Here is a 23,560-nt window from a genome sequence, read left to right as displayed (position 1 = left end):
GCCATGCATTGATCGCGACAGCGCGCCGCACGAGCGGCATTCTGCGGAGGGAAAAATGTCGCTGGAACTCTACGCCACCTACGTCGTCGCTTGCATCGTCATCATTCTTGTGCCGGGGCCGACGGTCACGCTGATCATCGCCAACAGCATCCGCCACGGCTCGCGCGCCGGCCTCGCCAATGTCGCCGGCACCCAGGCCGGGCTGGCCATCATGATCGCCATCGTCGGCATCGGGCTGACCTCGCTTATCGCCGGAATGGGCCACTGGTTCGAATGGGTCCGGCTGATCGGCGCCGCCTACCTGATCTGGATGGGCGTGCAGATGTTCCGCTCGAAAGGCAAGCTGAACGCCGACGGATCGGCTAAAAAGCCGCGCGGCGGCTTCTTCCTGCAGGGCCTGCTGGTGGCGATCAGCAATCCGAAGACGCTGGTGTTCTTCGGCGCCTTCTTTCCGCAGTTCATCGCCCCCGAAGGCAATTACGCGCTACAGATCGGCGTCATGGGTCTCACCGCCATGATCTTCGCCGCAGTCTCGGATTCGACCTACGCGTTGGCCGCCGGCCGCGCCGGGCGCCTGCTGTCGGCCGGCCGCGTCAAGCTCTTGTCGCGAATCAGCGGCAGCTTCCTGGTCGGCGGCGGCCTGTGGCTGGCGTTTTCCAAGGCGAAGTGAGGCGGCTGCCCTCAAGCATCTTTGATGATGATGCTCGATTGAAAGTGCGCCTTTTGGCTCCCACATGAGGGCATAGGGGGCAAAATCGGTGTCGCAGGCTGGTTCGGAATCGCTCAAGCAGAGGCTTGCCGTTCTATTTGTCAGCGCCTTTTTTGCCGTGATGTTCGTCTTGGCTCTGAACAAGTGGGCCAATGACGCAAGCCCGATCCGATCGGTTGACCCGATCGCGGCTACGGTCAAAAGTGGACAGGGTGAGGGGCAGAATATCCAATATCTGCTGTTCCTTGAGAACGGTTCAACGGTCCTCGTTTACGACGATCGCCCGCGCCTGATCGGCTCGCGCGTCGGCATCGAGCGCGTCACGCGCGACAATGGCTTTGTCTTCTACCGATTTCCAAATTGAATGGCGATCGATCAATGAAGCTGTTTTCGAAGGTAAAACGAGTGACAGAGCTCTCTTCGAAGAAATCGCTCTTGAACAAAGCCCTTACGCTACTCAACTCTAAGTGATGGGGCCGACGAATCTTTCTCGTAGAAACCGCCTTCTTCTGCTTCGCGAAGAGTTTCGCGGCAGAGTTGTTGGCATCACAATCTTGTGCGCGTTCGCTTTTGCGATCGCTGTGCCGATTGTAACAAGGCAGAACAGTCCGATCATTGGCACGCAACGCGTAGGAGGCATCGTCGAAGATGTTGCGACGATGCCTCTAAATCCGAAAGGTTCCGTCGGCCATGGACTTTATTATAGATATGAAGTCCGTCTCCATGACGGCAACGCACTGGTATTTGTCGATGGTGAGGTGGAGACGCCCCACATGATCGGATCGGAAGTCTCGATCGAACAACAGCACCGCAAGAACGGCACCACCACCTACCGCCTGCTCAATGACTGAGCGGCACTAAATCCGCCCCAGCCTTTCCAGCAACAGCGCGAAAAACGCCTCATGATCGATGTCGCGCATCACCAGGGCGTTCTTCGGCCGCTTGGTCACTCCCCACCAGTCGATCACCGTCATGCCCATGGTGAGCTCCGAGGCAGTTTCCACGCTGACATTGCAGTTGCGGCCCTTGAACAGCTTCGGCTTCAACAGATAGGCGATGACGCAGGGATCGTGCAGCGGGCCGCCATCGGTGCCGTATTTCTCTTCGTCGAAGCGTTCGAAGAATTCCAGCATGTCCGCCGTCGCCGTGCCGACCCTGGTGCCGAGCTTGCGGAAAGCCTTCGTGCGCTTGGCGGTGGTCAGCGCCTTGTGGGTGACGTCGAGCGGCATCATCACGATCGGAATGTCGGATTTGAACACGACATCGGCGGCATGCGGGTCGACATAGATGTTGAACTCGGCAGTCGGCGTGACGTTGCCGCCCTCGAAGAAGCCGCCGCCCATCAGCACGATCTCCTTGATGCGCGGCGCGATTTTCGGCTCGCGGATCAGCGCCAGCGCAACATTGGTGAGCGGCCCGAGCGCGCAAAGGGTGATCGTGCCGGTCTCCTCCTCCATCAGCGTCTCGACGATGAAATCGACAGCATACTGATCCTGCAGCTTCATCTTTGGCTCAGGCAGTTGCGGTCCGTTGAGGCCGGTCTTGCCATGCACTTCCTCGGCGGTGACGAGTTCACGCGCCAGCGGCCGGATGGCGCCTGCATAGACCTTGACATCCGGCCGGCCGGCCAACTCGCAGATCTTGCGTGCGTTTTTTTCGGTGAGTTTCAGCGGCACGTTGCCGGCCACCGCGGTGATGCCGACGATCTCCAGCTCGGCGCTGCCGAGCGCCAGCAATATGGCGACGGCATCGTCCTGGCCGGGGTCAGTGTCGATGATGATCCTGCGGGATTGGGGCATTTCAATTCCTTGTTTTGGCAAGTCTTTTTGGGCGGGACGTGTGACGGCTTGAAGTCTGCCGGGCGGCGGACCATATCAAGACCATCGGGAAAAATGCCATCCGGGTTTTTCCACTTTATGTCGCTCTTGAGAGGACACTGTAACATGAGCCGAATGACGCCTTTTTCCAGCCCGCTTCTCCTCGGTTTCGATTCCATGGAAAAGACACTGGAGCGCTTGGCGAAGTCGGGTGACAGCTATCCTCCGTACAACATCGAGCGCCTCAGCGGTGCCGACGGCAAAACCGAAAGGCTGCGTATCACGCTCGCCGTCGCCGGTTTCGCGGAAAGCGATCTCGATGTCTCCACGGAGGAGAACCAGTTGGTCGTGCGCGGCCGTCAGAACGACGACACCGAGCGCGAATTCCTCCACCGCGGCATCGCCGCACGCCAGTTCCAGCGCTGTTTCGTGCTGGCCGACGGCATGCGGGTGATTGCGGCGGAATTGAAGAACGGCCTTTTGTCGATCGATCTCGATCGGCCGGAGTCCGAACGGCTGGTACGAAAAATAAACATATCGGTGAAAGACTGAGTTTTGCCGATAGCTCTCATGCGGGATGGCCTTGAGCGGCGTCTCGCGGCAAGGAGGCTTGAAATGACCAGAACTGACGAAAATATCATCATGACCAGCGGCGAATTCGCTCATCTCGGCGAAGGCTCGGTCGCCTATCTCAGGAAAGTGTCGAGCGACGATCTGCGCGGCCGTTTCCCGGGCCTCGGCGAAATCGCGCCCGGGCTGGAACTGTGGGCCCTGTTTGCCGCCAACGGCCAGCCGATCCTGCTTTCGGACGCTCGCGACCGGGCGCTGGCCGGCGCCTTGGAAAACGATCTGACCCCCGTCGCTATCCACTAACAACACGGCGCGCCGATCTGGCTGAAACGGACAGGGCCGCTCACGGCGGCCCTTCAACGGGTCCAATCAACTCAGGCGGCGTGCGAGGCCTGTGTATCCGACAGCAGCGCGTGGATAGCCACGGCATCGCGCGTGCCCCTGATCTTGGCAACCGTGTCGGCATCGCGCAGCACCCGCGCGATGCGCGACAGCGCCTTGAGGTGGTCGGCGCCGGCGCCTTCGGGGGCCAAAAGCAGAAACACCAGGTCGACCGGCTGATCATCGAGGGCCTCGAAATCGACCGGTGTCTCCAGCCGGGCAAAAACCCCAGCGATCCGCTTCACCCCGGCCAGTTTGCCATGCGGAATGGCGATGCCGTTGCCGACGCCGGTCGAACCCAGCCGCTCGCGTTGCAGGATGGTGTCGAACACCTCCCGCTCCGGAATGCCGGAAATTGCCGCCGCCCTTTCAGACAGCAATTGCAGCAGCTGCTTTTTGGAGTTCGCCTTCAACGCCGGCATGATTGCCGGAACGTTGACGAGATCGCTCAGATCCATGCTTGAAATCCCTTGTTCGCCTGCCGTCGCCAGTCCCCACGCTTGCGTGCGGCTGGTTTTTACCCCTGCGCGACCTTGGCCGTAGACGGGTCGATCCAGCCGATATTCCCGTCCGGCCGGCGATAGACGATGTTGAGATGGTCGTTTCCGGCATTGCGGAAGACCAGGACCGGGCTGTCCTTGGTGTCGAGCTCGATCACTGCTGACGCCACCGACATGGTCCGCAGCGTCATGGTCGATTCGGCGACGATGGCCGGCGCGAAATTCTCCGGTATCTCCTCCTCGTCATCGGCAAGCGGGGCCATCACCGTATAGGCGACGTCGGTGAGTTCGCCATTGCTATTGCCTGAATTGTGCGACTTCAGCCGGCGCTTGTAGCGCCTGAGGCGGGTTTCCAGACGGTCCGCCGCGGTATCGAAGGCAAGCGTCGGATCCTGGGCATCGCCGGTCGCCTGCAGCGAAGCACCGGAATCCAGCCGGATCATGCAATCGGCCGTGTAGCGCGATCCCGATTTGACGACTACGATTTGCCCTGAAAAGCCCCGATCGAAATATTTCCCGATCACTTCCCCGACACGGTCGTTGATGCGCGTACGGAACGCATCGCCGATATCCATGTGTTTTCCCGATATGCGCAGTGTCATCTGAAAACTGACCTTCCTTGCTCAGGCTTCAAACTGTCCCGAGTTTATACTCGTGGTCCGTGCGCACAAGCTTTGCGGCGTCACTTGCGCCGATTTTAAATCCGAACTTTCCGGTTGATCACAAGCCGCCTTCTTGGCCGTCCCGTGGCCTACGTCGTGACGGACCATCTCTCGTGCGGGCATCAGCGAACTCAAATCCACTCGCCAGCCCGTCTCATGCGGGCGGGCTTCTAGCCACTTCGTTGCCGCTTGTCAATGAACGCGAAAGCTGTGGAAATTCCGCCGGAGTTCAACGGCCGGCGCTGGCCAAAGCGCGTTTTTCGCGCCGCCGTTGCACCGAAGAGGGTATGTTCATGCCTTCCCGGTATTTGGCAACCGTGCGCCTGGCAATGTCGACGCCGCTTTCCCGCAGCATGTCCACGATGGCATCGTCGGAAAGCACATCGACGGCTTTCTCCTCGTCGATCAGCTGCTTTATGCGGTCGCGCACCGCTTCCGACGAATGCGCATCGCCGCCACCCGACGAAGCGATCGAGGCGGTAAAGAAATAGCGCAGCTCGAACACGCCGCGCGGCGTCAGCATGTATTTGTTTGCCGTGACCCGGCTGACCGTCGATTCGTGCATGCCGATAGCGTCCGCCACCGTGCGCAGGTTGAGCGGCTTCAGGTGCCGCACGCCGTGGACGAGAAAAGCGTCCTGCTGGCGTACGATCTCGGAGGCGACCTTGAGGATAGTCTTCGCCCGCTGGTCGAGGCTGCGCGTCAGCCAGTTGGCATTCTGCAGGCATTCGGCGAGGAAATCCTTTTCCGCCTGGTTTTTCGCATGCGGCGTGACCTGAGCGAAATAGATGTGATCGACCAGCACACGCGGTAGCGTCTCGGCATTGAGCTCGACCGTCCAGCTGCCGTCATTGGCTGCGCGCACCTCGACGTCGGCCACGATCGCATCGCTGGCACCGCGCGAAAACGCCATTCCCGGCCGCGGGTCGAGCGCCCGGATCTCGGCCAGCATGTCGAGCAGATCCTCCTCGTCTACGCCGCAAATCCGCTTCAGCGTCTGGAAATCGCGCCGTGCCAGGAGTTCGAGATTGGCGATCAATGCCCTCATCGCCGGATCGAGCCGGTCGCGCACGGCAAGCTGCAGCAACAGGCATTCGGCGAGATCGCGGGCGAAGATGCCGGCGGGCTCGAATGTCTGGCAGACCGCCAAAACCCTTGCCACCGCCGTGGCGTCCGTGCCGAGGCGGGCCGCGATCTCGGCCATGTCCGCACGCATGTAGCCGGCCTCATCGACGCCGTCGGCAAGCTCGCCGGCGATCAGGCGCGCGGCCGGATCGGCGAAGGCGAGCGCCACCTGCTCGCCGACATGGTCGCGCAGCGTGATGGCAGCCGCCGCCATATCCGCGACATCGAAGCCGTCGGAGGAAGAGGCGGAACTATTGCCGGACGCCGATTTCCATTGCGCCGTCAGGTCGGGGCCGAGCCGCTCGCTCGTTCCAGGATCATCGGGAAACAGGTTTTCCAGCGACGTATCGAGCTTTTCCGAGATCGCCTCGGCGCTCCACGCCGTCTCCGCTTCGAACCAGTCGCCGTCGGCGGCCGGTTCCGATGCGGCGTCGCTCTTCTGCGCCTGGTCGCTGGCGGCGTCGTCCTGCGGTTCGGCGCGTTCCAGCAGGGGATTGCGTTCGATCTCGTCGTCGATGAAGCGTTCCAGCTCGAGGTGGGTGAACTGCAGCAGGCGGATCGACTGCATCAGCTGCGGCGTCATCACCAGCGACTGCGACTGTCGTAGCTGTAGTTTTGCCGCCAACGCCATGGTTCGGTTTCAAACGCCCCGTCTACGCACCCGCACTGCCGGAAAGAATTTTCCAGGCCAGCATAGAAACTGGCCCGGCTTTTGCTTGTCAAGGCGAGGTGCGGAAAAACTCGCCTGCCAGCGCGTTTTTCAGGCAGAAAATCGAAGAAAAAGCTGCCGGACTACGCCGGAAATCCCGTTCGAACCGGAATTTCGCATTTAGAGCGTAAATCCCTCGCCAAGATAAAGCCGCCGCACATCGGCATTTGCGACGATTTCGTCGGCTCGGCCATGGGTCAGCACCTGACCGGCATGGATGATGTAGGCGCGGTCGATCAGGCCAAGGGTCTCACGCACATTGTGGTCGGTGATCAGCACGCCGATGCCACGTGCCGTCAGATGGCGAACGAGCTGCTGGATGTCGGCGACGGCGATCGGGTCGATGCCGGCGAACGGTTCGTCGAGCAGCATGTAGGCGGGGCGGGTTGCCAAGGCGCGGGCAATTTCCAGGCGCCGCCGCTCACCGCCGGAAAGCGACAGCGACGGAGCCTTGCGCAGATGGCTGATGTGGAATTCCTCGAGCAATTCGTCGAGCAGGCGCTCACGTTCCTTGCGGCTCTTTTCGACCACTTCGAGCACGGCCCGGATGTTTTGCTCGACGTTCAGGCCGCGAAAAATCGACGCTTCCTGCGGCAAATAGCCGATGCCGAGACGGGCGCGGCGATACATCGGCATCGACGTGACATCGAAACCGTCGATCTCGATGGTGCCTTCATCGACCGGCACCAGCCCGGTCACCATGTAGAAACAGGTCGTCTTGCCGGCGCCGTTGGGGCCGAGCAGCCCAACCGCCTCGCCGGCGCGCACGCCCAGCGTCACGCCGCTGACGACTTTGCGGCCCTTGTAGCTTTTGGTCAGCCCCTTGGCGATCAAGGTTCCCTTGAACTTTGCCGCTTCGACGGTGACCCTGGCCGGTGCCGCAAGTTTGCTGGCGGCGCGCCCTGGAAGACGCGCCAGCAGCGACGATATGCCGGTCATCAGGGTTTCGCTGCTCCAGACTTCGCCTGCGGCGTGATCGACATCATGACGCGGCCGCCGCAGGCGTCGACCTGGGCAAGGCCGCTCTTCATCTGCACGGTAAGCTTGCAGCCGACAAGCACGTTGTCGCCTTGCGAGAGCACGACCTTGCTGCCCGAAAGCACCAGCACCTCGGTCTTCATGTCGAAGGTGCCGCGGTCGCCGGTGGCAACCTGATTGTCCGATTTGATGTAGACCTTATCGTCGACCACGAGATGGTCGATGTTGGCGGATCCGGTCATCGCCGCGGCACCCGCCGGCTCGGCGCCTTTGACGGCGGCTGCATCCCTGACGTAATAGACCGTCATTTTGCCGGCCTTGAGTACGGTTGGACCCTGGACGACGTTGACGTTGCCGGTGAAGACGGCGACGCTTTCCGCCTGGCGCACCTCGAGCTTGTCGCTTTCGATCTGGATCGGCTTGTCGCCCGACAGCCTGAGGCCGGACATTTGGCTGGTGGCGCTGGACTGCGCCAGCGACGAAGCCGTCCCCAGGGTGAGCCCCAATGGCAGCCCGAGGGTCAGCAACGCCGAAACCGCGGCGAGGCGCCGTGCCGAACTACTGAACCGCATTGGTCTCTCCGCTCTTTGCCTCTGCCGCCTTCAAACTGGCGGGATCGATGTCGACGCGCACCTTGTTCTCGAAAACCAGGACCTTGCCATTGTCCTGGACCGACATCGAATCCGCCCTGATCCGCGACCCGCCGCGGCTGACATCGACGGGTTCGCTTGTCTTCATAGTGCCTTCGCCCATGTCGAGATAGACTGATTTGAATTTTGCCACCACGCCATCCGTGGTCGATACCGTCACGTCGCTGGTCAGGCTGAACGTGTTGCCGTCGCGATCATAGGTGCCGCGCGCGGCATCGATGGCGGCCGTGTTGTCGGCCGCAATCGGCAGCCTGGCCTTGATGCCTTCCAGATCGATGATGCCTTGTTTGCTGACGTCCTGTATGGCGCGCAGGGCCGTCATCGAATAGGGCAAGTTCTGCTTGGTGAAGCCGTTGAGCTTGGGATTGGCCATCACCAGCTTGCCATTGGCAAAGGAGCCGCCGTCGGCCTGCACCTCGATTGCAGCGGGAGCCATGAGATAGGAATAGACCGGAAACGCGACCGCGATCAGGGCGGCGACCAGCGGCACGGCCAGCTTGAGGATCCGCACCCGGCGCGAATGACGCTGCGCGATGTCAAAGGCGTCGACCCGCGCCCGGCCTGCGGCCTTGGGAGCCAACTCCGTCTCGGTGTTGGTCGGTTCGATTGGTCCCGCTAACATGACTGCTTCTTCTAAACCCCTGCCCGCCAGGCCGCCCTATAGGTGGGGTGCCGGCGCCCTCAAGCAAGCACAAGCCGAGGAAAACCGCAAAAATATGACAGCCGCCCCTATACAACGAAAATGGCCCCAGCGCAGCCTGAACCTCATACCAGATATGGGCGCACAGTGTTAGAGCCTGTGGAACGCGACAGGTTGAAGCTTGCCCGAACGCCGAAGACGGCTTTGGCGAAGGCCGTCAGGAAACGGTAGCCGGGCGCGAATGGTTGCTTTAAAAGCATCTGCTCCCACCGACTACGAGGCTGACCATGGCATTGAGAGCCGACGACCTGATCGACCGCCGCCGCTTGCGCCGCAAGCTGACATTCTGGCGTGTTGCGGCGATTCTTGTCGCCGCAGCCGGGCTGATCGCCTTTTCCGCGTGGATTTATGGTGACGAATTCACCGGCGCGGCTGTCGACCACATCGCTAAGGTCAAGATCGAAGGTACCATCACCGAAGACGAAGAACTGATCAAGCGGCTGGAAGCCATCCGTCAGTCGCCGCGCGTCAAGGCTGTGATCCTGTCGATCGATTCACCCGGCGGCACCACCGTCGGTGGCGAGTCGATCTACGAGGCAGTGCGCAAGCTCGCCGCCGACAAGCCGGTGGTGGCCGAGGTCGGCACGCTCGCGGCGTCGGCGGGTTACATGATAGCCACCGCGGCCGACCATATTGTCGCACGCAAATCCTCGATCGTCGGCTCGATCGGCGTTCTGATCCAGTACCCGGACGTCAGCGGCCTCATGGACAAGCTCGGCGTCAAGCTGGAGGAGGTGAAATCCTCGCCCTTGAAGGCCTCGCCTTCCCCCTTCAAGCCGACCAATGACGATGAACGCGCTATGGTCCGCAAACTCATTCTCGACAGCTACGACTGGTTCGTCGGCATCGTCGCCGAGCGCCGCAACATGACCAAGCCGGAGGCGCTGGCGCTCGCGGACGGGTCGATCTTCACCGGCCGGCAGGCGGTCACCAACAGATTGATCGACGCGGTCGGCGGCGAGGCCGAAGCGATCGACTGGCTTGCAGGCAAGGGTGTCGATGCCAAGCTCAAGGTGGTGGAATGGAAGGACACGGAAAAACGCGGTGGTTTCCTGTTCTCCAAGGCGATGGCGCAGACCGTCGGCGCTGCGCTTGGCCTGCCTGGCCATGGCGGCGACGTCCTTCACGAAATTGGGGCGGACCGCTTGTTTCTTGACGGTCTCGTTTCCGTCTGGCACCCTTGAGGAGCCGCTTGGGAGTGAAAAAACAAATAAAATCATTCTGATAATTTCGGCGGCACTGCTTTCACGGGGAGCCTTTTCATGATCAAATCCGAACTTGTGCAGATCATCGCCACGCGCAATCCGCATCTTTTCCTGCGCGACGTCGAAAATATTGTCGGCGCTATCTTCGATGAAATCACCGACGCGCTTGCCGAGGGCAACCGGGTCGAGTTGCGCGGCTTCGGCGCGTTTTCGGTGAAAAACCGCCCTGCCCGCACCGGCCGCAATCCGCGCACCGGCGAATCCGTAGAGGTCGAGGAGAAATGGGTGCCGTTCTTCAAGACCGGCAAGGAATTGCGTGAAAGGCTGAACGGAGGCAAATAGGCGCGGCGCCCGCCGACCCGTTGCCGCCTTTTCTTCCGAACGGAAAAACATGTTCAATCGCTTCATCCTCATCGTGGTTTTCGTGCCGCTGGCCGTCATCCTGATTGCGCTGGCCGTCGCCAACCGCGAACCGGTGGCCTTCACGCTCGATCCGTTCAATCCCGGCAATCCGGCGCTGACGCTGACCGTGCCGCTGTTCATTTTCCTGTTCCTGGCGCTGGCCATCGGCATGATCGTCGGCAGCCTGGCGACCTGGATCAAGCAGGGCCGCTACCGCAAGCTGGCGCGCCAGCGCGGCGCCGAGGCCGAGAACCTGCGTCTGGCGGTCAGCCGCGCGCCCACAGCGGCGCAGGGCCCGGCCTTGCCGAAGCCGATGAACTGAGCCGCGGCTCGGGCAGGAAGCGCAACCGGCCTATTTCTCCACGGAGCCATCATGCTGACCATTTCCGCCGCCGAGGTCGACCGCGCGCTGACCTTTCCCGGGCTGGTCGAGACATTGCGCGCCGCTTTTCGCGACGGCGCCGTGCAGCCGGTCAGGCATCATCACACGGTCGAGCGGCCCGACGGTGCCGCCTCGACGCTGCTTCTGATGCCGGCCTGGACCGACTTCAACGCCGCCGGCACCTCGGTCGATGGCCATATCGGCGTCAAGATCGTCACCGTGTCGCCCGACAACAACGCCGTCGGCAAGCCTGCGGTGATGGGCCTCTACCTGTTGCTGGACGGCGCCACCGGCGAGCCGCAGGCCTTGATCGATGGCCAGCGGCTGACGCAGTGGCGCACCGCCTGCGCCTCGGCGCTGGCCGCCTCCTATCTGGCCCGCGAAGACGCATCACGGCTGCTGGTGGTCGGCGCCGGCGCGCTGTCGCCATTCCTTGCAAAGGCGCATTCGGCGGTGCGGCCGATCAAGAACATCCGCATCTGGAACCGCACGCCGGCCAACGCCGAAAAGGTCGCGGTGAAATTGCGTGCCGAGGGTTTTGCGGCCGACGCCGCAGGCGATCTCGACGTCGAACTCGGCCAAGCCGATATCGTGTCATCGGCGACCATCACCACCGCGCCACTGATCAAAGGGGTACTCTTGAAACCGGGAACCCATGTCGATCTGGTTGGCGGCTTCACGCCGGCGATGCGCGAAAGCGACGACGACGCGATTGCACGCGCCCGCGTCTATGTCGACACCCGCGCCGGCGCCACCAAGGAAGCCGGCGACATCGTCCAGCCGCTGGCCTCCGGCGTGCTGAAGCCGCAAGCCATCGTCGCCGACCTCTATGAACTGGCACGCGGCCAGAAAAAAGGCCGGCAGGGCAATGACGAGATCACGCTGTTCAAGTCGGTCGGCGCGGCCCTCGAGGACCTGGCCGCCGGCATTGCCGTGTATCGCGCAAGCGTAGGGCAGTAGGGCAGTAGGGCAGTAGGGCAGTAGGGCAGTAGGAAACCGTGCTAATCGTGCGGCGCCGCGCCTAGTGCTACTTTGCTCTCGCCTACTGCCCTACTGCCCTACTGCCTTACTCCTTTTGCCAATAAACCCGCAGCCGGTGGTTGTCCGGATCGAGCGCGACGAAGGTGCGGCCGAAATCCATGTCGGTCGGGCTCTGCAGGATGGTCAGCCCACGGCCGGCCCACTCGGCATGGGTGGTGTCGACGGCGCCAGGCGTATCCAGCGCAAAGACGACCTCGGCGCCGCCGCCTGCGGCCGCGGCGGCCGGCTCTACGGTATGACGCGACCAGAGGCCGAGTTTGAAGCCGTTGTCGAGCACGAACAACACGAAGGTCGGCGAGGTGTCGACCGGCTCGCGTCCGAGCAGCGCGCTGTAGAAGGCGCCGCTTTGCTCAGGCTTGTCGACATAGAGGATGACGAAATTGGGCGGTGTCATGAATTGCTCTCCAGATGGTTTCGACTGGAGGAGCATAGCGTGCACCACTGCCAGATTCTGGCAACAGTCTTAACTGAGCGGCAGCCTTAGCTTGGCTTGTCGAGCGTCGCCCGCCATTCTTTGAGCAGCACCTGGCGACGGCGCGGATAACGCGTCTCGGTGGCGTTGAGGCCGGATATCCGATCGGCGCGAAAGTGCCTGAAATCCTGACGCATCTCGCACCACGCCGCGACGACGCGCACCTTGTCGAAGAAGCCGAGTGCAAACGGCCAGACGGTGCGCTCGGAGGCAGCGCCGCCGGCATCGCGATAGACAAAGCTCAGCTTGTGCTCCTCGCGGATGGCTTGCCGCACCATGCCGAGATCGATGCCTTCGGTGACCTCGGTGCGCGACCCGACCAGCAGCGTCGAGGCATCGAGCTCTTCGCGCAAATCGTCCGGCAGCACCGCGGCGATCTTGGCCAGCGCGTCGGTGGCGGCGTTGGCAAGCCGCCAGTCCGGCTGCTTGGCCACCCAGCGCGAACCGAGCACGATCGCCTCGATCTCCTCGTCGGTGAACATCAAGGGCGGCAGCATGAAGCCTGGCCTGAGCACGTAGCCCAGCCCCGCCTCGCCCTCGATCGGCGCGCCCTGCCCCTGCAGCGTGGCGATATCGCGATAGAGCGTGCGGATCGACACACCCATTTCGCCTGCAAGGCTGCGGCCGCTGACTGGCCGGCGATGCCGGCGCAGGATCTGGATCAGGTCGAGCAGGCGTTCGGCGCGGGACATGGATCGCAACCCGATTTGGATGGATGCCCAATTTGGATGGACGATAGTGCGCCTGCGCTTTCGGCGGCAAGCAGGATGATCGCCGACCGGAACGTATGCGGCCTGACGCCGTTGTCTGGCCATTATGGATATACGCGGTTTTCTGTTGTTCTGGTCGGTTTTGACCGCCACCGTTGCTGCCCTAAGCCTCGGACCATCCTTCGCCCACGTACTGGAATCGGTGCCGCGGCTGACCAGATGGCCGCCTTCGCTCTGGCGAGAAACCACGGTCTTCAATGCTCAGTTCCAGTTCTTTTTGACTGTCGGCGCACCGCTGGACGTGGCGGCCGTCGCCTGTCCGGGGCTCCTCGCATGGATGCTGCGCGGCGACCGCCCGGCATTCTGGTGGGTGTTGGCCGCCACCATGCTTTATCTGATGGCGCTTGTCGCGTGGGTTGCGCTCGTCAAACCGGCAAACGATGTCCTGGCCACCTGGGTGCCTGGACCGATCCCGGGCAATTTCGAAGCTATCCGGAGCCGCTGGGAAGCCGGCCATATGGTCGTCACCGGCTTCAAGGCCGTCGGTTTCATCGCGCTCGCAGTCGGGCTGCTGTCGATCAGGCGTGGCTGATCCGTTCGCAAACGCCTGCAGCCCTTTTGTTGCGCCGGTCAATTCGCTGTGGCAGAAGCGGCGCAGCCGCCGTCCGGAGATGCGCCTTCTTGAAACCTTTTCGCGACAAACGCCGCGACAGCCGCCCGCCCGCGAAAAAAGGCGGGATAGAGCAGCCGCGGCGGCGCGACCCCAATCCAACCGCTGGTCCGGAGACGAAACCGCAGGACCGGTCCGAGCAGAAAGCAGCGCCGCGCCCACTTTCGCGCCGCGATGGCGCGCTGCCTGCCGAACATCTGCCGCTGATCCTCGAAGTCGGCGCCAGTCAGGATTACGCGCTGCTCGACAGCGGCGCCGGAGAAAAGCTCGAGCAATACGGCCCCTACCGCATCGTTCGGCCGGAGGGCCAGGCGATCTGGCAAAAGGCATTGCCGGCCAGGGACTGGGAACGCGCCGATGCCATTTTCACCGGCGATACCGACGAGGAAGGCATCGGCCGCTGGCGCTTTCCGAAGACGCCGCTCGGCGAGACCTGGCCGATGAAGCATGACGGCATGGACTATCTCGGCCGCTTCACTTCGTTTCGCCATGTCGGCGTCTTTCCCGAGCAGGCCTCGCACTGGGACCACATGGCCGGGCTGATTGCGGCGGCAAAACGGCCGGTGAAGGTGCTGAACCTGTTCGGTTATACCGGCCTTGCCTCGCTGGTGGCAGCGCGTGCCGGCGCCGAGGTCACCCATGTCGATGCTTCCAAGAAGGCGATCGGCTGGGCACGCGAAAACCAGGAGATGGCGGGCCTGTCGCAAAAGCCGATCCGCTGGATCGTCGACGATGCCGTGAAATTCGCCGAGCGCGAGGAGCGCCGCGGCAGCCGCTACGACATCATCCTGTTCGACCCGCCCGCCTATGGCCGCGGACCGAAGGGCGAGGTCTGGCAGCTGTTCGAGGATTTGCCGGCGCTGACCGACATCTGCCGTGCGATCCTGACGCCGAAGCCGCTCGCTGTGGTGCTGACCGCCTACTCGATCCGCGCCTCTTTCTTCGCCATCCACGCCTTGATGCGCGACACCTTCGCCGGCATGGGCGGCACGGTCGAATCCGGCGAATTGATCATCCGCGAGAAATCCGCCGGCCGGGCGCTTTCGACCTCGCTGTTCTCGCGCTGGGTGGCCTGAATGAGTGCGTACGAACGGCACGCGGGCGCGCCAGGGCAGGTGAAGGAAGTCACCAGCCTCGCCAATCCGCTGGTCAAGGACATCAAGGCGCTCGCGCAGAAGAAATTCCGCGACCAGCAGAATGCCTTCATGGCCGAAGGCCTGAAGCTGGTCATCGACGCGCTCGATCTCGGCTGGTCTATCAGGACATTGGTTTTCGCCAAGGCCGGACGTGGCAATGCGGCGGTTGAAAAAGTTGCGGCGCGCACGGTTGCCGCCGGCGGCACCGTACTTGAAGTTTCGGAAAACGTGCTGGTCGCCATCACCCGCCGCGACAATCCGCAAATGGTCGTCGGCGTGTTCTCGCAGAAATTGCTGCCGCTGAAGGACATTCGCGCCCATGATGGCGACGTCTGGGTGGTGCTCGACCGCGTCCGCGACCCCGGCAACCTCGGCACCGTCATCCGCACGGTCGACGCCGTCGGCGCCAAAGGCGTCATCCTGGTCGGCGAGACCACCGATCCCTTTTCGGTCGAGACGGTACGCGCCACCATGGGCTCGATCTTCGCCGTGCCGGTCGCCAAGGCGTCGGCCGAGGCTTTTCTCGCCTGGCGAAAGAGCTTTCCCGGCCTCGTCGCCGGCACCCATCTTAAGGGTGCGGTCGATTACCGCTCGGTCGATTTTTCAAAAGGCCCGGTGCTTTTGATGATGGGCAACGAGCAGCAAGGCCTGCCTGACGAGCTTGCCGCAAGCTGCGACAAGCTGCTGCGGATACCGCAGGCAGGCCGCGCCGATTCGCTCAACCTTGCGGTGGCCACCGGCGTCATGCTGTTCGAGATCCGGCGCGGCGCGCTGAAGCTCGGCCCGGAGGATGCCCGATCGTGACATCCCAAACCGTGAAACTGCAAACCATGAAGTCCTGGAGCCCCTACGCTTTTCTGGTTGTCGCCGCGATAGCGCTCGACCAGTGGCTGAAATATCTGGTCGAGACCGGCCTTGCCTTCCAGGAAAGGCTCGATCTCCTGCCGTTCCTGGCGCTGTACCGCACCTACAACACCGGCATCGCGTTTTCGCTGTTTTCGTCCTTCGGCGACACCGGCCTGGTGGTCGTCGCGGTTCTGGTGGTCGCTTTCGTTCTCTATCTTGCGGCCCGCACGCCGCCCGGCCACCTGCTTGCCCGCGTCGGCTTCGCGCTGATCGTCGGCGGCGCGCTCGGCAATCTGATCGACCGCGCTGCCTATGGCCATGTCATCGACTATATTCTGTTTCACACGCCGGTCTGGTCCTTCGCGATCTTCAACCTCGCCGATGCCTTCATTTCGGTCGGTGCCGTGCTGGTCGTCTTCGATGAGCTCATTGGCTGGTGGCGCGGAACATCGAGCGATTGACCTCACTCGCCCGGCACCGCACATTTCTTATTTGCAAGCCCGAGGAGAAAAAATGCCCGAAGCCTTCAAAGCCATCCTCGTTTCGCGCGACGCCGAGAAAAACCAGTCGGTCGCGGTGACCGAGCTCACCGAGGCAGACCTGATGGAAGGCGACGTCACCGTCGCGGTGGAGGCGACGACGGTGAACTACAAGGACGGCCTTGCAATCACCGGCAAGGCGCCGGTGATCCGCCGCTGGCCGCTGGTGCCGGGCGTCGATTTCGCCGGCACCGTCATCTCGTCTTCCAATCCCGACTGGCGCGAGGGTGACAAGGTCATATTGAACGGCTGGGGCGTCGGCGAGACGCATTTCGGCGCCTTTGCCGGACGCGCCCGCGTCAAGGGCGACTGGCTGGTACCGCTGCCGGACGGCATGAGCCCGCATGATGCGATGGCGGTCGGCACCGCCGGCTACACCGCCATGCTTTGCGTCATCGCGCTGGAGCGCCACGGCATCGTGCCCGACCGCGGCCCTGTGGTGGTGACGGGCGCTGCCGGTGGCGTCGGGTCGGTCGCGGTCTCGATCCTGTCCAGCCTCGGCTATCACGTCATCGCCTCGACCGGCCGCAGTGCCGAAAGCCCCTATCTGACCGACCTCGGTGCTGCGGAAGTGATTTCACGCGACGAGCTTGCGCAGCCTGCAAAACCGCTAGCCAAGGAACGCTGGGCCGGCGGCATCGACGCTGTCGGCAGGCACACGCTGGCCAACGTCCTGTCGATGACCTCCTATGGCGGCGCCGTTGCCGCTTGCGGCCTCGCCGGCGGCATGGACCTGCCGGCAAGCGTCGCCCCGTTCATCCTGCGCGGCGTCTCGCTGCTCGGCATCGATTCGGTGATGGCGCCCAAGGCGGTCCGCATCGAGGCCTGGCGCCGCATCGGCACCGATCTCGATCACGCAAAGCTTGCCAGCCTGTCGACGAGCATCGGCTTCGACGGCATCATCGGCGCCGCGCATGACATCGTCGAGGGCAAGATCCGCGGCCGCGTGGTGGTGGACATGTGAGGCTCCAAAGGGAAAAAAAGAGCGCGACCGCTAAAATTCGAACGATCAACCACAACCTTCAATAAGCTCTGTCTGGCAGGAATTCCGTATGATTGCGGAACCCGGCATCAGAGAGGCGGAACCAGCCGAACGGGCCGACCGGGCGGCCCCCGAGGCGTCAGGGCGGCAGCTTGTCGCCGCGCCGCCGCTGGCGCCGGAATTGCCGGACGCCAACCGCCACGGCCTGCCCTTCCTGACTCTCGTCGCCATCGTCGTGCTGGCAGGCCTGTCGCATCTGACCGGAGCGCCGATCTTCATCACCATTGGCCTTTTGGCGACAGCCATCGCCGGGCTCGCCATGCATCTGCGCAACAGGCGCACCCAGCGTCGCGCGGTGGCCCTGCTCGATGCCACGACCGCCCGCAGTCGCGCCGAGATCGAGACGCTGGCCGACCGCATGTGGGAGATGCAGGAGAGCGAGGAGCGCTTTCGCGGTCTGATCGATGCACTCGGCGATCTCGTCGTCCACCGCGACCGCGACGGCCATATCGTCTACGCCAACAAGGTTTTCGCCGACCTTGTCGAAACCGACCAGCGCGACCTCGCCGGCAAGACCCTGGCGGAACTAGGCATCGATGTCGGCATCGTTCCCGACGCCGCCTTTTCCGACCATGAATGCCTGAGTTCCACTGATGTCGCCATTCGCACGCCGGACGGCCCACGCTGGTTCTCTTGGATCGAGCTGTCGGTGCGCGACAAGGACAGCGGCGCCGTTTCGCATCGCGCCATCGCCCGTGACATCACCGCCCGCAAACGCGCCGAATCCTCGCTGATCACCGCCCGCGAACGGGCCGAATATGCGAGCCAGGCCAAATCGCGCTTCCTCGCCACCGTCAGCCACGAGATACGCACGCCGATGAACGGCATCATGGGCATGGCCCGGCTTCTCGCCGACACCAGCCTTTCGCCCGAGCAGCGGACCTATGTCGGCGCCATCTCGACCTCGGCCAGCGCGCTGCTGGCGCTGATCGAGGACCTGCTCGACTATTCCAAGATCGAGGCCGGCCGCTTCGATCCCGAACCGCAACCGATGTCGGTGCGCGAGATCGCCGACAATGTCATCGAGCTTTTGGCGGCACGGGCTTTTGCCAAGGATATCGGCCTCGGCTGCCATGTCGAACCCGACGTGCCGCAGCTGATCACCGCCGACCCCGGCAGGGTCAGGCAGGTGCTGCTCAACCTTATCGGCAATGCCGTCAAGTTCACCGACAGCGGCGGCGTCCTGGCAAGCATCGGCCGCGTCCGCACCGAAACCACCAACCGCATCCGCTTCACCATCACCGACACCGGCCCCGGTCTGCGCGAGGAGGACATGGAGCGCATCTTCGAGGACTTCGAACAGGCTGACGGCACCTCGACCCGTACGCATGGTGGTGCCGGCCTCGGTCTCGCGATTTCCAAGCGCCTGGTGACGGCGATGGGCGGCACTATCTCGGTGTCGAGCCGGCTTGGCCAGGGATCCGAATTCGTCTTCGAGATTCCCGCTATTTCCGCCGTCGAGGCGCTGCAGATCCGCCAGAACGCGCTGTTGGGCCGGCATGCGGTAATCGTGTCGAAGAACCTGGTCGAGGCCGAAGCCATCGCCCGCACCATTCGCGCCAATGGCGGAACGGTCGATCTGGCCGCCGCCGCCGCCCAGGCCGCCCCTTTCGCCGAGGGCTGCAACGTGCTTCTGGTCGATGCTGCCATGGAGCAAAGCGACGGCAGGCTGCTCAGGCGCCTGCGCCAGAGCGGATTTGTCGATTGCGAGGCGGTGACGCTGATCGCGCCGACCGACCGCGGCATGCTTGGCGAGTTCCGTGCCAACGGTTACGCCACCTTCCTGGCGAGGCCGGTGCGCGGCGAGACATTGCTGCGCGTGCTTTTGACCAGCCACGCACCGGTCATCGCCGAGCCGCAACCGCAAAAGCGCGGCGCGCAGGCTGGGCACGCCATTGGCGGCCGCCAGCAGGGCCTGTCGGTGCTGATCGCCGAGGACAACGACATCAACGCCATGCTGGCCCGCGCCACCCTCCTGAAGGCCGGGCATCGGGTGAAAGTGGTCGGCAACGGCAAGGCCGCGGTCGAGGCGGTCATCAGCACCGGCCATAAGCACCGCTACGACGTGGTGCTGATGGACCTGCATATGCCTGTCATGGACGGGCTGGACGCCATCGCCGCCATCCGCCGCCATGAGGAGGAGACCGCGGTTCCGCCGGTGCCGATCATGGTGCTGTCGGCCGACAGCCAGGAAAAGACCCGCCACGCCGTGCTCGCCCACGGTGCGAGCGGCTTCGTCACCAAGCCGCTCGACCCTGATGCCCTGGTTCATGCGGTTGAAGGGCAAGTGGCCGCTTGAGGCACAACATAGACGGTCGATAGATTACCCAGCCGACGAAGTATTGCCCGCAGAGCCGTATCACGGTACTGTCACAATCCTGTTGCACCTACACCGTATCCCCGTGCCAAGAGGGATGGCTCGAAGGAGAATCACTCGTGCATACAGTCATGCCGGAATGTGATGCTCGGCCGAACGCCAGCGGGCCTTTGCTCGTCGGCCGGAACGCCGATGCCGTCATAAAAGGCGCATCGCTCGGCCGCATCGGCAATCTCGAAGTGCGGCTCGCCCGCAACGAGGCCGAGATCGCCGCCGCGCAGGAAGTGCGCTACCGGGTGTTCTACGACGAGCTTGGTGCCAGGAAGGACCTGTTCCAGATGCAGGACCGCCGCGATGCCGACCGCTTCGATCCCCTCTGCGACCATCTGCTGGTCTTCGATACTTCGCTTTCCGGTCCCGAGCATCGCCGCATCGTCGGCACCTACCGCCTGCTGCGGCAGGAGATTGCCGCGGCGGCGGGCGGCTTCTATTCCGAAGGCGAATTCGAGTTGACCAAGCTGATCGCGCGACATCCTGGCCAGCGCTTCCTCGAGCTCGGCCGCTCCTGCGTTCTGCCGGAATACCGCTCCAAGCGCACCATCGAGGCGCTGTGGCAAGGCATCTGGGCCTATATCAATCATTACGGCATTGGCGTGATGACCGGCTGCGCGTCGTTCCACGGCACCGTGCCGGCGGCACATGCAGAGGCGCTGACCTATCTTGCCCACCACTGCCGGACGAATTCATCGTGGGACGTGCGTGCCGTCGCCGGGCGCTATTGTTCGATGGATCTGATGCCGATCGAAGCCGTTAACACCAAGGCGGCGATCGCCGCGATGCCGCCGCTGGTCAAGGGCTATCTGCGCGTCGGCGCGCGCATCGGCGACGGTTGCGTCATCGACCGTGAATTCTCGACGGTCGACGTGTTCGTGGTGATGCCGGTCAAGGAGATCGGTGCCCGCTACGTCAATTATTATGGCGGGGAAGCGCAGCGGTTTGCAGCCTGACACCTTAAATCAGGGAATATCTTCCGGACGCCGGCCAGGCTTGCTTTTGTAGGACGGAAAGGCCCAGCCGAATTTCAGCGCGCCGCCGCGTACGCAGAAAGCCGCCATGAAACCTGCCAGGCCCGACGCAAGCGGCGGCAGTCCGGCGAAATCGCCAAGTGTGTAGAGGCCGGCGCCGGCAAGCGCTGCGGTAACGTAGATTTCCGGTCTCAGGAGCACCGAAGGCTCGCCTGTCAACAGATCGCGCAGAATGCCGCCAAGGGTTGCGGTGAGCATGCCGGTGACGATCGAAACTGCAGGTGACCCGGTGATCGTCAGCCCCTTGGCCGCGCCAATCACCGAAAATGCGGCAAGACCTATGGCGTCGAGCCAGAGCAGCAATTTGTAGCGCGACTCGAAACGATGTGCGCTGAAGAAGACGACGACCGCCACCGCCGCACAGATTAGCACATAGTCGCGGTTTCCCACCCAGAACACGGGCACGTTGAGGATGACGTCGCGAAACGTTCCGCCCCCGATGCCGGCAACGCTAGCCAGAAACAGGTAACCGATAATGTCGAGCTGTTTGCGCGAGGCGGCCAGCGCACCGGTCGCCGCGAAGACGGCGACGCCGGCATAGTCGAGAAGCTCGATCGGGTTCATGGAGGGAATAATGAAATACCGAGTGGGGAATAGCGAGTGGCTCCTGCGAATCTGGATTGACTCCAGATAAATTTAAATGATTGAATTATTCATTCAATTATTTGGGTGGACGTCTATGTCCCCTCGCCGCTACAGCATGGCTTCCCGGACTGCCGCCTTCGCCAAGACGAGGCAGCGCATTCTCGACGCGACAATCAAGCTGCACACCCAGAACGGCATCTTTGGCACGACTTGGAAGGATATCGCTACGGAAGCCGATGTCGCCGTTGGCACCGTCTACAAGCATTTTCCTACTCTGGATGACCTGGTGCCGGCGTGCGGCGAATTGCTGATGGAGCGCCTGCGTCCTCCGTCGCCCGAAGCAGTGACGGAGATAATCGGCGACGCGACCGATCCTGAAGAACGGCTACGCCGGGTCGCCAACGAGCTGTTCGCCTTCTACCAACGTGGCGGACGGCATCTCGAAAGCGACCTGCGCGAGCGCGAGCTTCCGGCCATGCGGGAATGGGAGGAATACCTGCGACACATGGTGGCCGGATTCGTGCGTGAGGCACTGGCGCACGACGGTCCGGGCGATGATGTCGTGCAGGCAATCAGCTTTCTATTCGACTTTCCGACGTTCAACGCCATGCGGATACGCGGCATGACGGTGGACCTCGCCGTCGAAACGGCAACGACAATGGCGCTCTGCTGGCTCAAAGGCAGAGGCCGGACGAGCACGTCTTGAGCGAACAGAATGCGGGAGGCGAAACAAAGGTCAGATGGCAAAGAGAGGAAGTCATGGACACGAATGTCGTTGAAATCACTGAATTTGCATTGAAGCCCGGATTCACCGAGCAGATGTTCCTGCAGACTAGGGATGAAGTGAATGACGAGGTGCGAAAGCTCAAGGGTTTCCTCAACCGTCGCCTGCTCAAATCCGCAGGCGGCTGGACGGAGATATTCGAATGGGCGGACATGAACAGCGCCAAGGCGGCTGGCGAGGTCTGGTCCTCCCTGCCCGGCATCAAAAACTATTGCTCGATGGTGAATTCCGCCTCGATCAAGGTCGGCTACCATTCTGTGGCGGCCGTGGCTGGCGGCGAAGCTGGCAGGAGCACTCCCCACGCCTTTTGCAGTCACGCCTTGGAAGGAGAGGCGCGCTGGTGGCTTGGCTCGCTAGCGGTGATCAAGGCGACAGCGGTCCAGACCGCGGGCCAGTTCACGCTGATCGAAGTGCTCGAGAGCGAAGGTGAGGCGCCGCTGCATGTGCACCATCGCGAGGACGAGTCATTCCTGGTGATGGAAGGCGAGATCGAGTTCGAGATCGGCGGTAAGGCGATTATGGCTGGACCCGGTTCGTTTCTCTTTGGGCCACGCGATGTGCCGCACCGCTATACGGTCAAGCGTGGGCCGGCCCGGATGCTGTTCTTCTTCACGCCTGGCGGTTTCGAGGAACTTCTGAGGGCGACCAGTGTGCCCACCGCCGACAGGCGCATTCCTCCGGACGGCGAAGGAATGCCGGACATGGAGACATTCCCCGACGTGGTCCGCCGCTATGGCTGTGAACTGCTGAGCTGAGGGCAGGAAAGCCTGCACGGCGAACTGTTTGATCGCCCTGAAAATCGGATAGGTTGGGGGCGGTCGATCATCCCTCACGCTTTGGTGGCGGTTGCTGGCTAACGGAGCCCTACTCCCAGTTCACGCATCCTTCTCAGCCTGCTCGTTCACCGGCCCCGGCTCCACCGGCGCTTCGCTTGCCACATGCTTGGGGCCGCCCTTGGCGACGCCGACCATGGCCGGCCGCAGCACGCGCTCGCCGATCGAATAGCCGGGCTGCACGACCTGGACGACCGTGTTGGCCGGCACGTCGGGATTGGGCACCTCGAACATCGCCTGGTGGAAATTCGGATCGAATTTCTCCCCCTCGGGCTCGAGCTTCTTCACGCCGTGGCGCTCCAGCGCCGACAGCATGGCGCGCTCGGTGATCTCGACGCCGTCGATCAGCGCCTTGAAGCCGGCATCACCCGACGCCTTGGCCTCCTCCGGGATGGCATCCAGCGCACGGCGCAGATTGTCTGATACCGACAGCATGTCGCGGGCAAAATTGGCGACCGCATAGGCGCGCGCATCGTGGACGTCTCGGGCGGTGCGGCGGCGCAAATTCTCCATGTCGGCCGCCACGCGCAGCGCGCGATCCTTCAGCTCTTCGTTTTCCTTCAGAAGCCGCACAAGCGCTTCATAGTCGCCGTCGACGCCGCCTTCCCTTGGCTCCGCGGCAGCCTCGGTCTTCTCGGCTTCATCGGGCGCGCGTTCGTCTTTTGCCTGGTCGCTCATCGCCGTTTCCCGTCATTTTCAAATGGTGTGGA

General features: G+C 63.0%; 29 protein-coding genes. 18 read left to right on the top strand and 11 right to left on the bottom strand.

Features of this window, described 5'->3' with window-relative positions:
* Nucleotides 1-55 precede the first annotated feature (55 nt).
* From NKH43_RS05310 to NKH43_RS05300, 3 genes are all read left to right on the top strand, one after another.
* A complete protein-coding gene (locus NKH43_RS05310) occupies nucleotides 56-670 on the top strand; it encodes a LysE family translocator (protein WP_023675274.1) in 615 nt (204 codons plus the stop codon).
* Nucleotides 671-758: 88 nt separating this feature from the next.
* Nucleotides 759-1,073 carry a hypothetical protein gene (locus NKH43_RS05305; protein ID WP_352856887.1) on the top strand — a complete coding sequence of 105 codons (315 nt, stop codon included), beginning with the start codon at nucleotides 759-761 and terminating at the stop codon, nucleotides 1,071-1,073.
* Between the two features lie 103 nt (nucleotides 1,074-1,176).
* The gene (locus tag NKH43_RS05300; protein ID WP_352856885.1) at nucleotides 1,177-1,560 is read left to right on the top strand and encodes a hypothetical protein; all 384 of its coding nucleotides are present in this window, start codon (nucleotides 1,177-1,179) and stop codon (nucleotides 1,558-1,560) included.
* A gap of 6 nt (nucleotides 1,561-1,566) precedes the next feature.
* Here the strand turns inward: NKH43_RS05300 and NKH43_RS05295 are convergent, their stop codons facing one another.
* Nucleotides 1,567-2,508: a nucleoside hydrolase gene (locus tag NKH43_RS05295; RefSeq protein WP_352856883.1), complete on the bottom strand. Its 942-nt coding sequence runs from the start codon at nucleotides 2,506-2,508 to the stop codon at nucleotides 1,567-1,569.
* Between the two features lie 144 nt (nucleotides 2,509-2,652).
* On the opposite strand from NKH43_RS05295, the gene NKH43_RS05290 reads away from it, so the two are divergent.
* Together NKH43_RS05290 and NKH43_RS05285 are read left to right on the top strand one after the other, a co-directional pair.
* On the top strand, nucleotides 2,653-3,078 hold the full coding sequence (locus tag NKH43_RS05290; RefSeq protein ID WP_023718964.1) for an Hsp20 family protein: 426 nt from the start codon (nucleotides 2,653-2,655) through the stop codon (nucleotides 3,076-3,078).
* A gap of 63 nt (nucleotides 3,079-3,141) precedes the next feature.
* A complete protein-coding gene (locus NKH43_RS05285) occupies nucleotides 3,142-3,399 on the top strand; it encodes a BQ00720 family protein (RefSeq protein WP_352483584.1) in 258 nt (85 codons plus the stop codon).
* Nucleotides 3,400-3,470: 71 nt separating this feature from the next.
* Here the strand turns inward: NKH43_RS05285 and ptsN are convergent, their stop codons facing one another.
* The 6 genes from ptsN to lptC form a co-directional block, all read right to left on the bottom strand.
* Nucleotides 3,471-3,935: a PTS IIA-like nitrogen regulatory protein PtsN gene (gene ptsN, locus NKH43_RS05280; protein ID WP_023718962.1), complete on the bottom strand. Its 465-nt coding sequence runs from the start codon at nucleotides 3,933-3,935 to the stop codon at nucleotides 3,471-3,473.
* A gap of 59 nt (nucleotides 3,936-3,994) precedes the next feature.
* On the bottom strand, nucleotides 3,995-4,579 hold the full coding sequence (hpf, locus tag NKH43_RS05275; RefSeq protein ID WP_023718961.1) for a ribosome hibernation-promoting factor, HPF/YfiA family: 585 nt from the start codon (nucleotides 4,577-4,579) through the stop codon (nucleotides 3,995-3,997).
* 289 nt (nucleotides 4,580-4,868) lie between these two features.
* Nucleotides 4,869-6,395 carry an RNA polymerase factor sigma-54 gene (gene rpoN, locus NKH43_RS05270; protein WP_352856881.1) on the bottom strand — a complete coding sequence of 509 codons (1,527 nt, stop codon included), beginning with the start codon at nucleotides 6,393-6,395 and terminating at the stop codon, nucleotides 4,869-4,871.
* A gap of 198 nt (nucleotides 6,396-6,593) precedes the next feature.
* Nucleotides 6,594-7,412, bottom strand: a complete 819-nt coding sequence (lptB, locus tag NKH43_RS05265; RefSeq protein WP_023718959.1) for an LPS export ABC transporter ATP-binding protein — start codon at nucleotides 7,410-7,412, stop codon at nucleotides 6,594-6,596.
* On the bottom strand, nucleotides 7,412-8,023 hold the full coding sequence (locus NKH43_RS05260) for an LptA/OstA family protein (protein WP_352856879.1): 612 nt from the start codon (nucleotides 8,021-8,023) through the stop codon (nucleotides 7,412-7,414). Before NKH43_RS05260 ends, lptB begins: the two co-directional genes overlap by 1 nt.
* On the bottom strand, nucleotides 8,010-8,723 hold the full coding sequence (lptC, locus tag NKH43_RS05255) for an LPS export ABC transporter periplasmic protein LptC (protein WP_023718957.1): 714 nt from the start codon (nucleotides 8,721-8,723) through the stop codon (nucleotides 8,010-8,012). Before lptC ends, NKH43_RS05260 begins: the two co-directional genes overlap by 14 nt.
* 305 nt (nucleotides 8,724-9,028) lie before the next feature.
* Here lptC and sppA point away from each other — a divergent pair, with 305 nt between their 5' ends.
* The 4 genes from sppA to lhpI all read left to right on the top strand — a co-directional run bounded on the left by sppA (nucleotide 9,029) and on the right by lhpI (nucleotide 11,750).
* Nucleotides 9,029-9,985 (top strand): signal peptide peptidase SppA, encoded by a 957-nt coding sequence (sppA, locus tag NKH43_RS05250; RefSeq protein ID WP_023718956.1) that lies wholly within the window; start codon nucleotides 9,029-9,031, stop codon nucleotides 9,983-9,985.
* A 78-nt stretch (nucleotides 9,986-10,063) separates the two neighbouring features.
* Nucleotides 10,064-10,348 (top strand): integration host factor subunit beta, encoded by a 285-nt coding sequence (locus NKH43_RS05245; protein ID WP_006200394.1) that lies wholly within the window; start codon nucleotides 10,064-10,066, stop codon nucleotides 10,346-10,348.
* A gap of 49 nt (nucleotides 10,349-10,397) precedes the next feature.
* Nucleotides 10,398-10,730 carry a DUF1049 domain-containing protein gene (locus tag NKH43_RS05240; protein WP_352483587.1) on the top strand — a complete coding sequence of 111 codons (333 nt, stop codon included), beginning with the start codon at nucleotides 10,398-10,400 and terminating at the stop codon, nucleotides 10,728-10,730.
* 51 nt (nucleotides 10,731-10,781) lie between these two features.
* Nucleotides 10,782-11,750, top strand: coding sequence for a bifunctional Delta(1)-pyrroline-2-carboxylate/Delta(1)-piperideine-2-carboxylate reductase (lhpI, locus tag NKH43_RS05235; RefSeq protein WP_352856876.1), 969 nt, complete (start codon nucleotides 10,782-10,784; stop codon nucleotides 11,748-11,750).
* A 106-nt stretch (nucleotides 11,751-11,856) separates the two neighbouring features.
* Here the strand turns inward: lhpI and NKH43_RS05230 are convergent, their stop codons facing one another.
* A complete protein-coding gene (locus NKH43_RS05230; protein WP_352483589.1) occupies nucleotides 11,857-12,225 on the bottom strand; it encodes a VOC family protein in 369 nt (122 codons plus the stop codon).
* 86 nt (nucleotides 12,226-12,311) lie between these two features.
* Complete coding sequence (locus tag NKH43_RS05225; protein WP_352856874.1) at nucleotides 12,312-12,995, bottom strand: helix-turn-helix transcriptional regulator; 684 nt, start codon at nucleotides 12,993-12,995, stop codon at nucleotides 12,312-12,314.
* Nucleotides 12,996-13,119: 124 nt separating this feature from the next.
* Between NKH43_RS05225 and NKH43_RS05220 the strand changes: the two genes are divergently transcribed.
* The 7 genes from NKH43_RS05220 (at nucleotide 13,120) to olsB (ending at nucleotide 20,570) form a co-directional block, all read left to right on the top strand.
* Nucleotides 13,120-13,605: a DUF1772 domain-containing protein gene (locus NKH43_RS05220; protein WP_352856872.1), complete on the top strand. Its 486-nt coding sequence runs from the start codon at nucleotides 13,120-13,122 to the stop codon at nucleotides 13,603-13,605.
* Nucleotides 13,606-13,694: 89 nt separating this feature from the next.
* On the top strand, nucleotides 13,695-14,759 hold the full coding sequence (locus NKH43_RS05215) for an RsmD family RNA methyltransferase (RefSeq protein WP_352856870.1): 1,065 nt from the start codon (nucleotides 13,695-13,697) through the stop codon (nucleotides 14,757-14,759).
* Nucleotides 14,760-15,623 (top strand): TrmH family RNA methyltransferase, encoded by an 864-nt coding sequence (locus tag NKH43_RS05210; RefSeq protein WP_023718950.1) that lies wholly within the window; start codon nucleotides 14,760-14,762, stop codon nucleotides 15,621-15,623.
* Between the two features lie 26 nt (nucleotides 15,624-15,649).
* Complete coding sequence (lspA, locus tag NKH43_RS05205; RefSeq protein ID WP_023718949.1) at nucleotides 15,650-16,126, top strand: signal peptidase II; 477 nt, start codon at nucleotides 15,650-15,652, stop codon at nucleotides 16,124-16,126.
* A 52-nt stretch (nucleotides 16,127-16,178) separates the two neighbouring features.
* The gene (gene acuI / locus NKH43_RS05200) at nucleotides 16,179-17,168 is read left to right on the top strand and encodes an acrylyl-CoA reductase (NADPH) (protein WP_023718948.1); all 990 of its coding nucleotides are present in this window, start codon (nucleotides 16,179-16,181) and stop codon (nucleotides 17,166-17,168) included.
* An 88-nt stretch (nucleotides 17,169-17,256) separates the two neighbouring features.
* Complete coding sequence (locus NKH43_RS05195; RefSeq protein ID WP_023718947.1) at nucleotides 17,257-19,545, top strand: hybrid sensor histidine kinase/response regulator; 2,289 nt, start codon at nucleotides 17,257-17,259, stop codon at nucleotides 19,543-19,545.
* A 149-nt stretch (nucleotides 19,546-19,694) separates the two neighbouring features.
* Nucleotides 19,695-20,570 carry a l-ornithine N(alpha)-acyltransferase gene (olsB, locus tag NKH43_RS05190; RefSeq protein ID WP_023675251.1) on the top strand — a complete coding sequence of 292 codons (876 nt, stop codon included), beginning with the start codon at nucleotides 19,695-19,697 and terminating at the stop codon, nucleotides 20,568-20,570.
* A gap of 9 nt (nucleotides 20,571-20,579) precedes the next feature.
* Here the strand turns inward: olsB and NKH43_RS05185 are convergent, their stop codons facing one another.
* On the bottom strand, nucleotides 20,580-21,212 hold the full coding sequence (locus NKH43_RS05185) for a trimeric intracellular cation channel family protein (RefSeq protein WP_023718946.1): 633 nt from the start codon (nucleotides 21,210-21,212) through the stop codon (nucleotides 20,580-20,582).
* Nucleotides 21,213-21,288: 76 nt separating this feature from the next.
* On the opposite strand from NKH43_RS05185, the gene NKH43_RS05180 reads away from it, so the two are divergent.
* On the top strand, nucleotides 21,289-21,939 hold the full coding sequence (locus NKH43_RS05180) for a TetR/AcrR family transcriptional regulator (RefSeq protein WP_352483594.1): 651 nt from the start codon (nucleotides 21,289-21,291) through the stop codon (nucleotides 21,937-21,939).
* 53 nt (nucleotides 21,940-21,992) lie between these two features.
* Nucleotides 21,993-22,772 carry a quercetin 2,3-dioxygenase gene (locus NKH43_RS05175; RefSeq protein WP_352856868.1) on the top strand — a complete coding sequence of 260 codons (780 nt, stop codon included), beginning with the start codon at nucleotides 21,993-21,995 and terminating at the stop codon, nucleotides 22,770-22,772.
* 120 nt (nucleotides 22,773-22,892) lie between these two features.
* Here NKH43_RS05175 and grpE read toward each other — a convergent pair whose 3' ends face one another.
* Entirely contained in the window at nucleotides 22,893-23,528 is a 636-nt protein-coding gene (grpE, locus tag NKH43_RS05170) for a nucleotide exchange factor GrpE (protein WP_023675250.1), read from the bottom strand.
* Nucleotides 23,529-23,560 lie beyond the last annotated feature (32 nt).

This window comes from Mesorhizobium sp. M1163 (assembly GCF_040318415.1).
GTDB lineage: Bacteria > Pseudomonadota > Alphaproteobacteria > Rhizobiales > Rhizobiaceae > Mesorhizobium.
The sequence above is the reverse complement of the archived record's forward strand: the minus strand, read 5'-3'. Positions and strand labels throughout refer to the sequence as shown.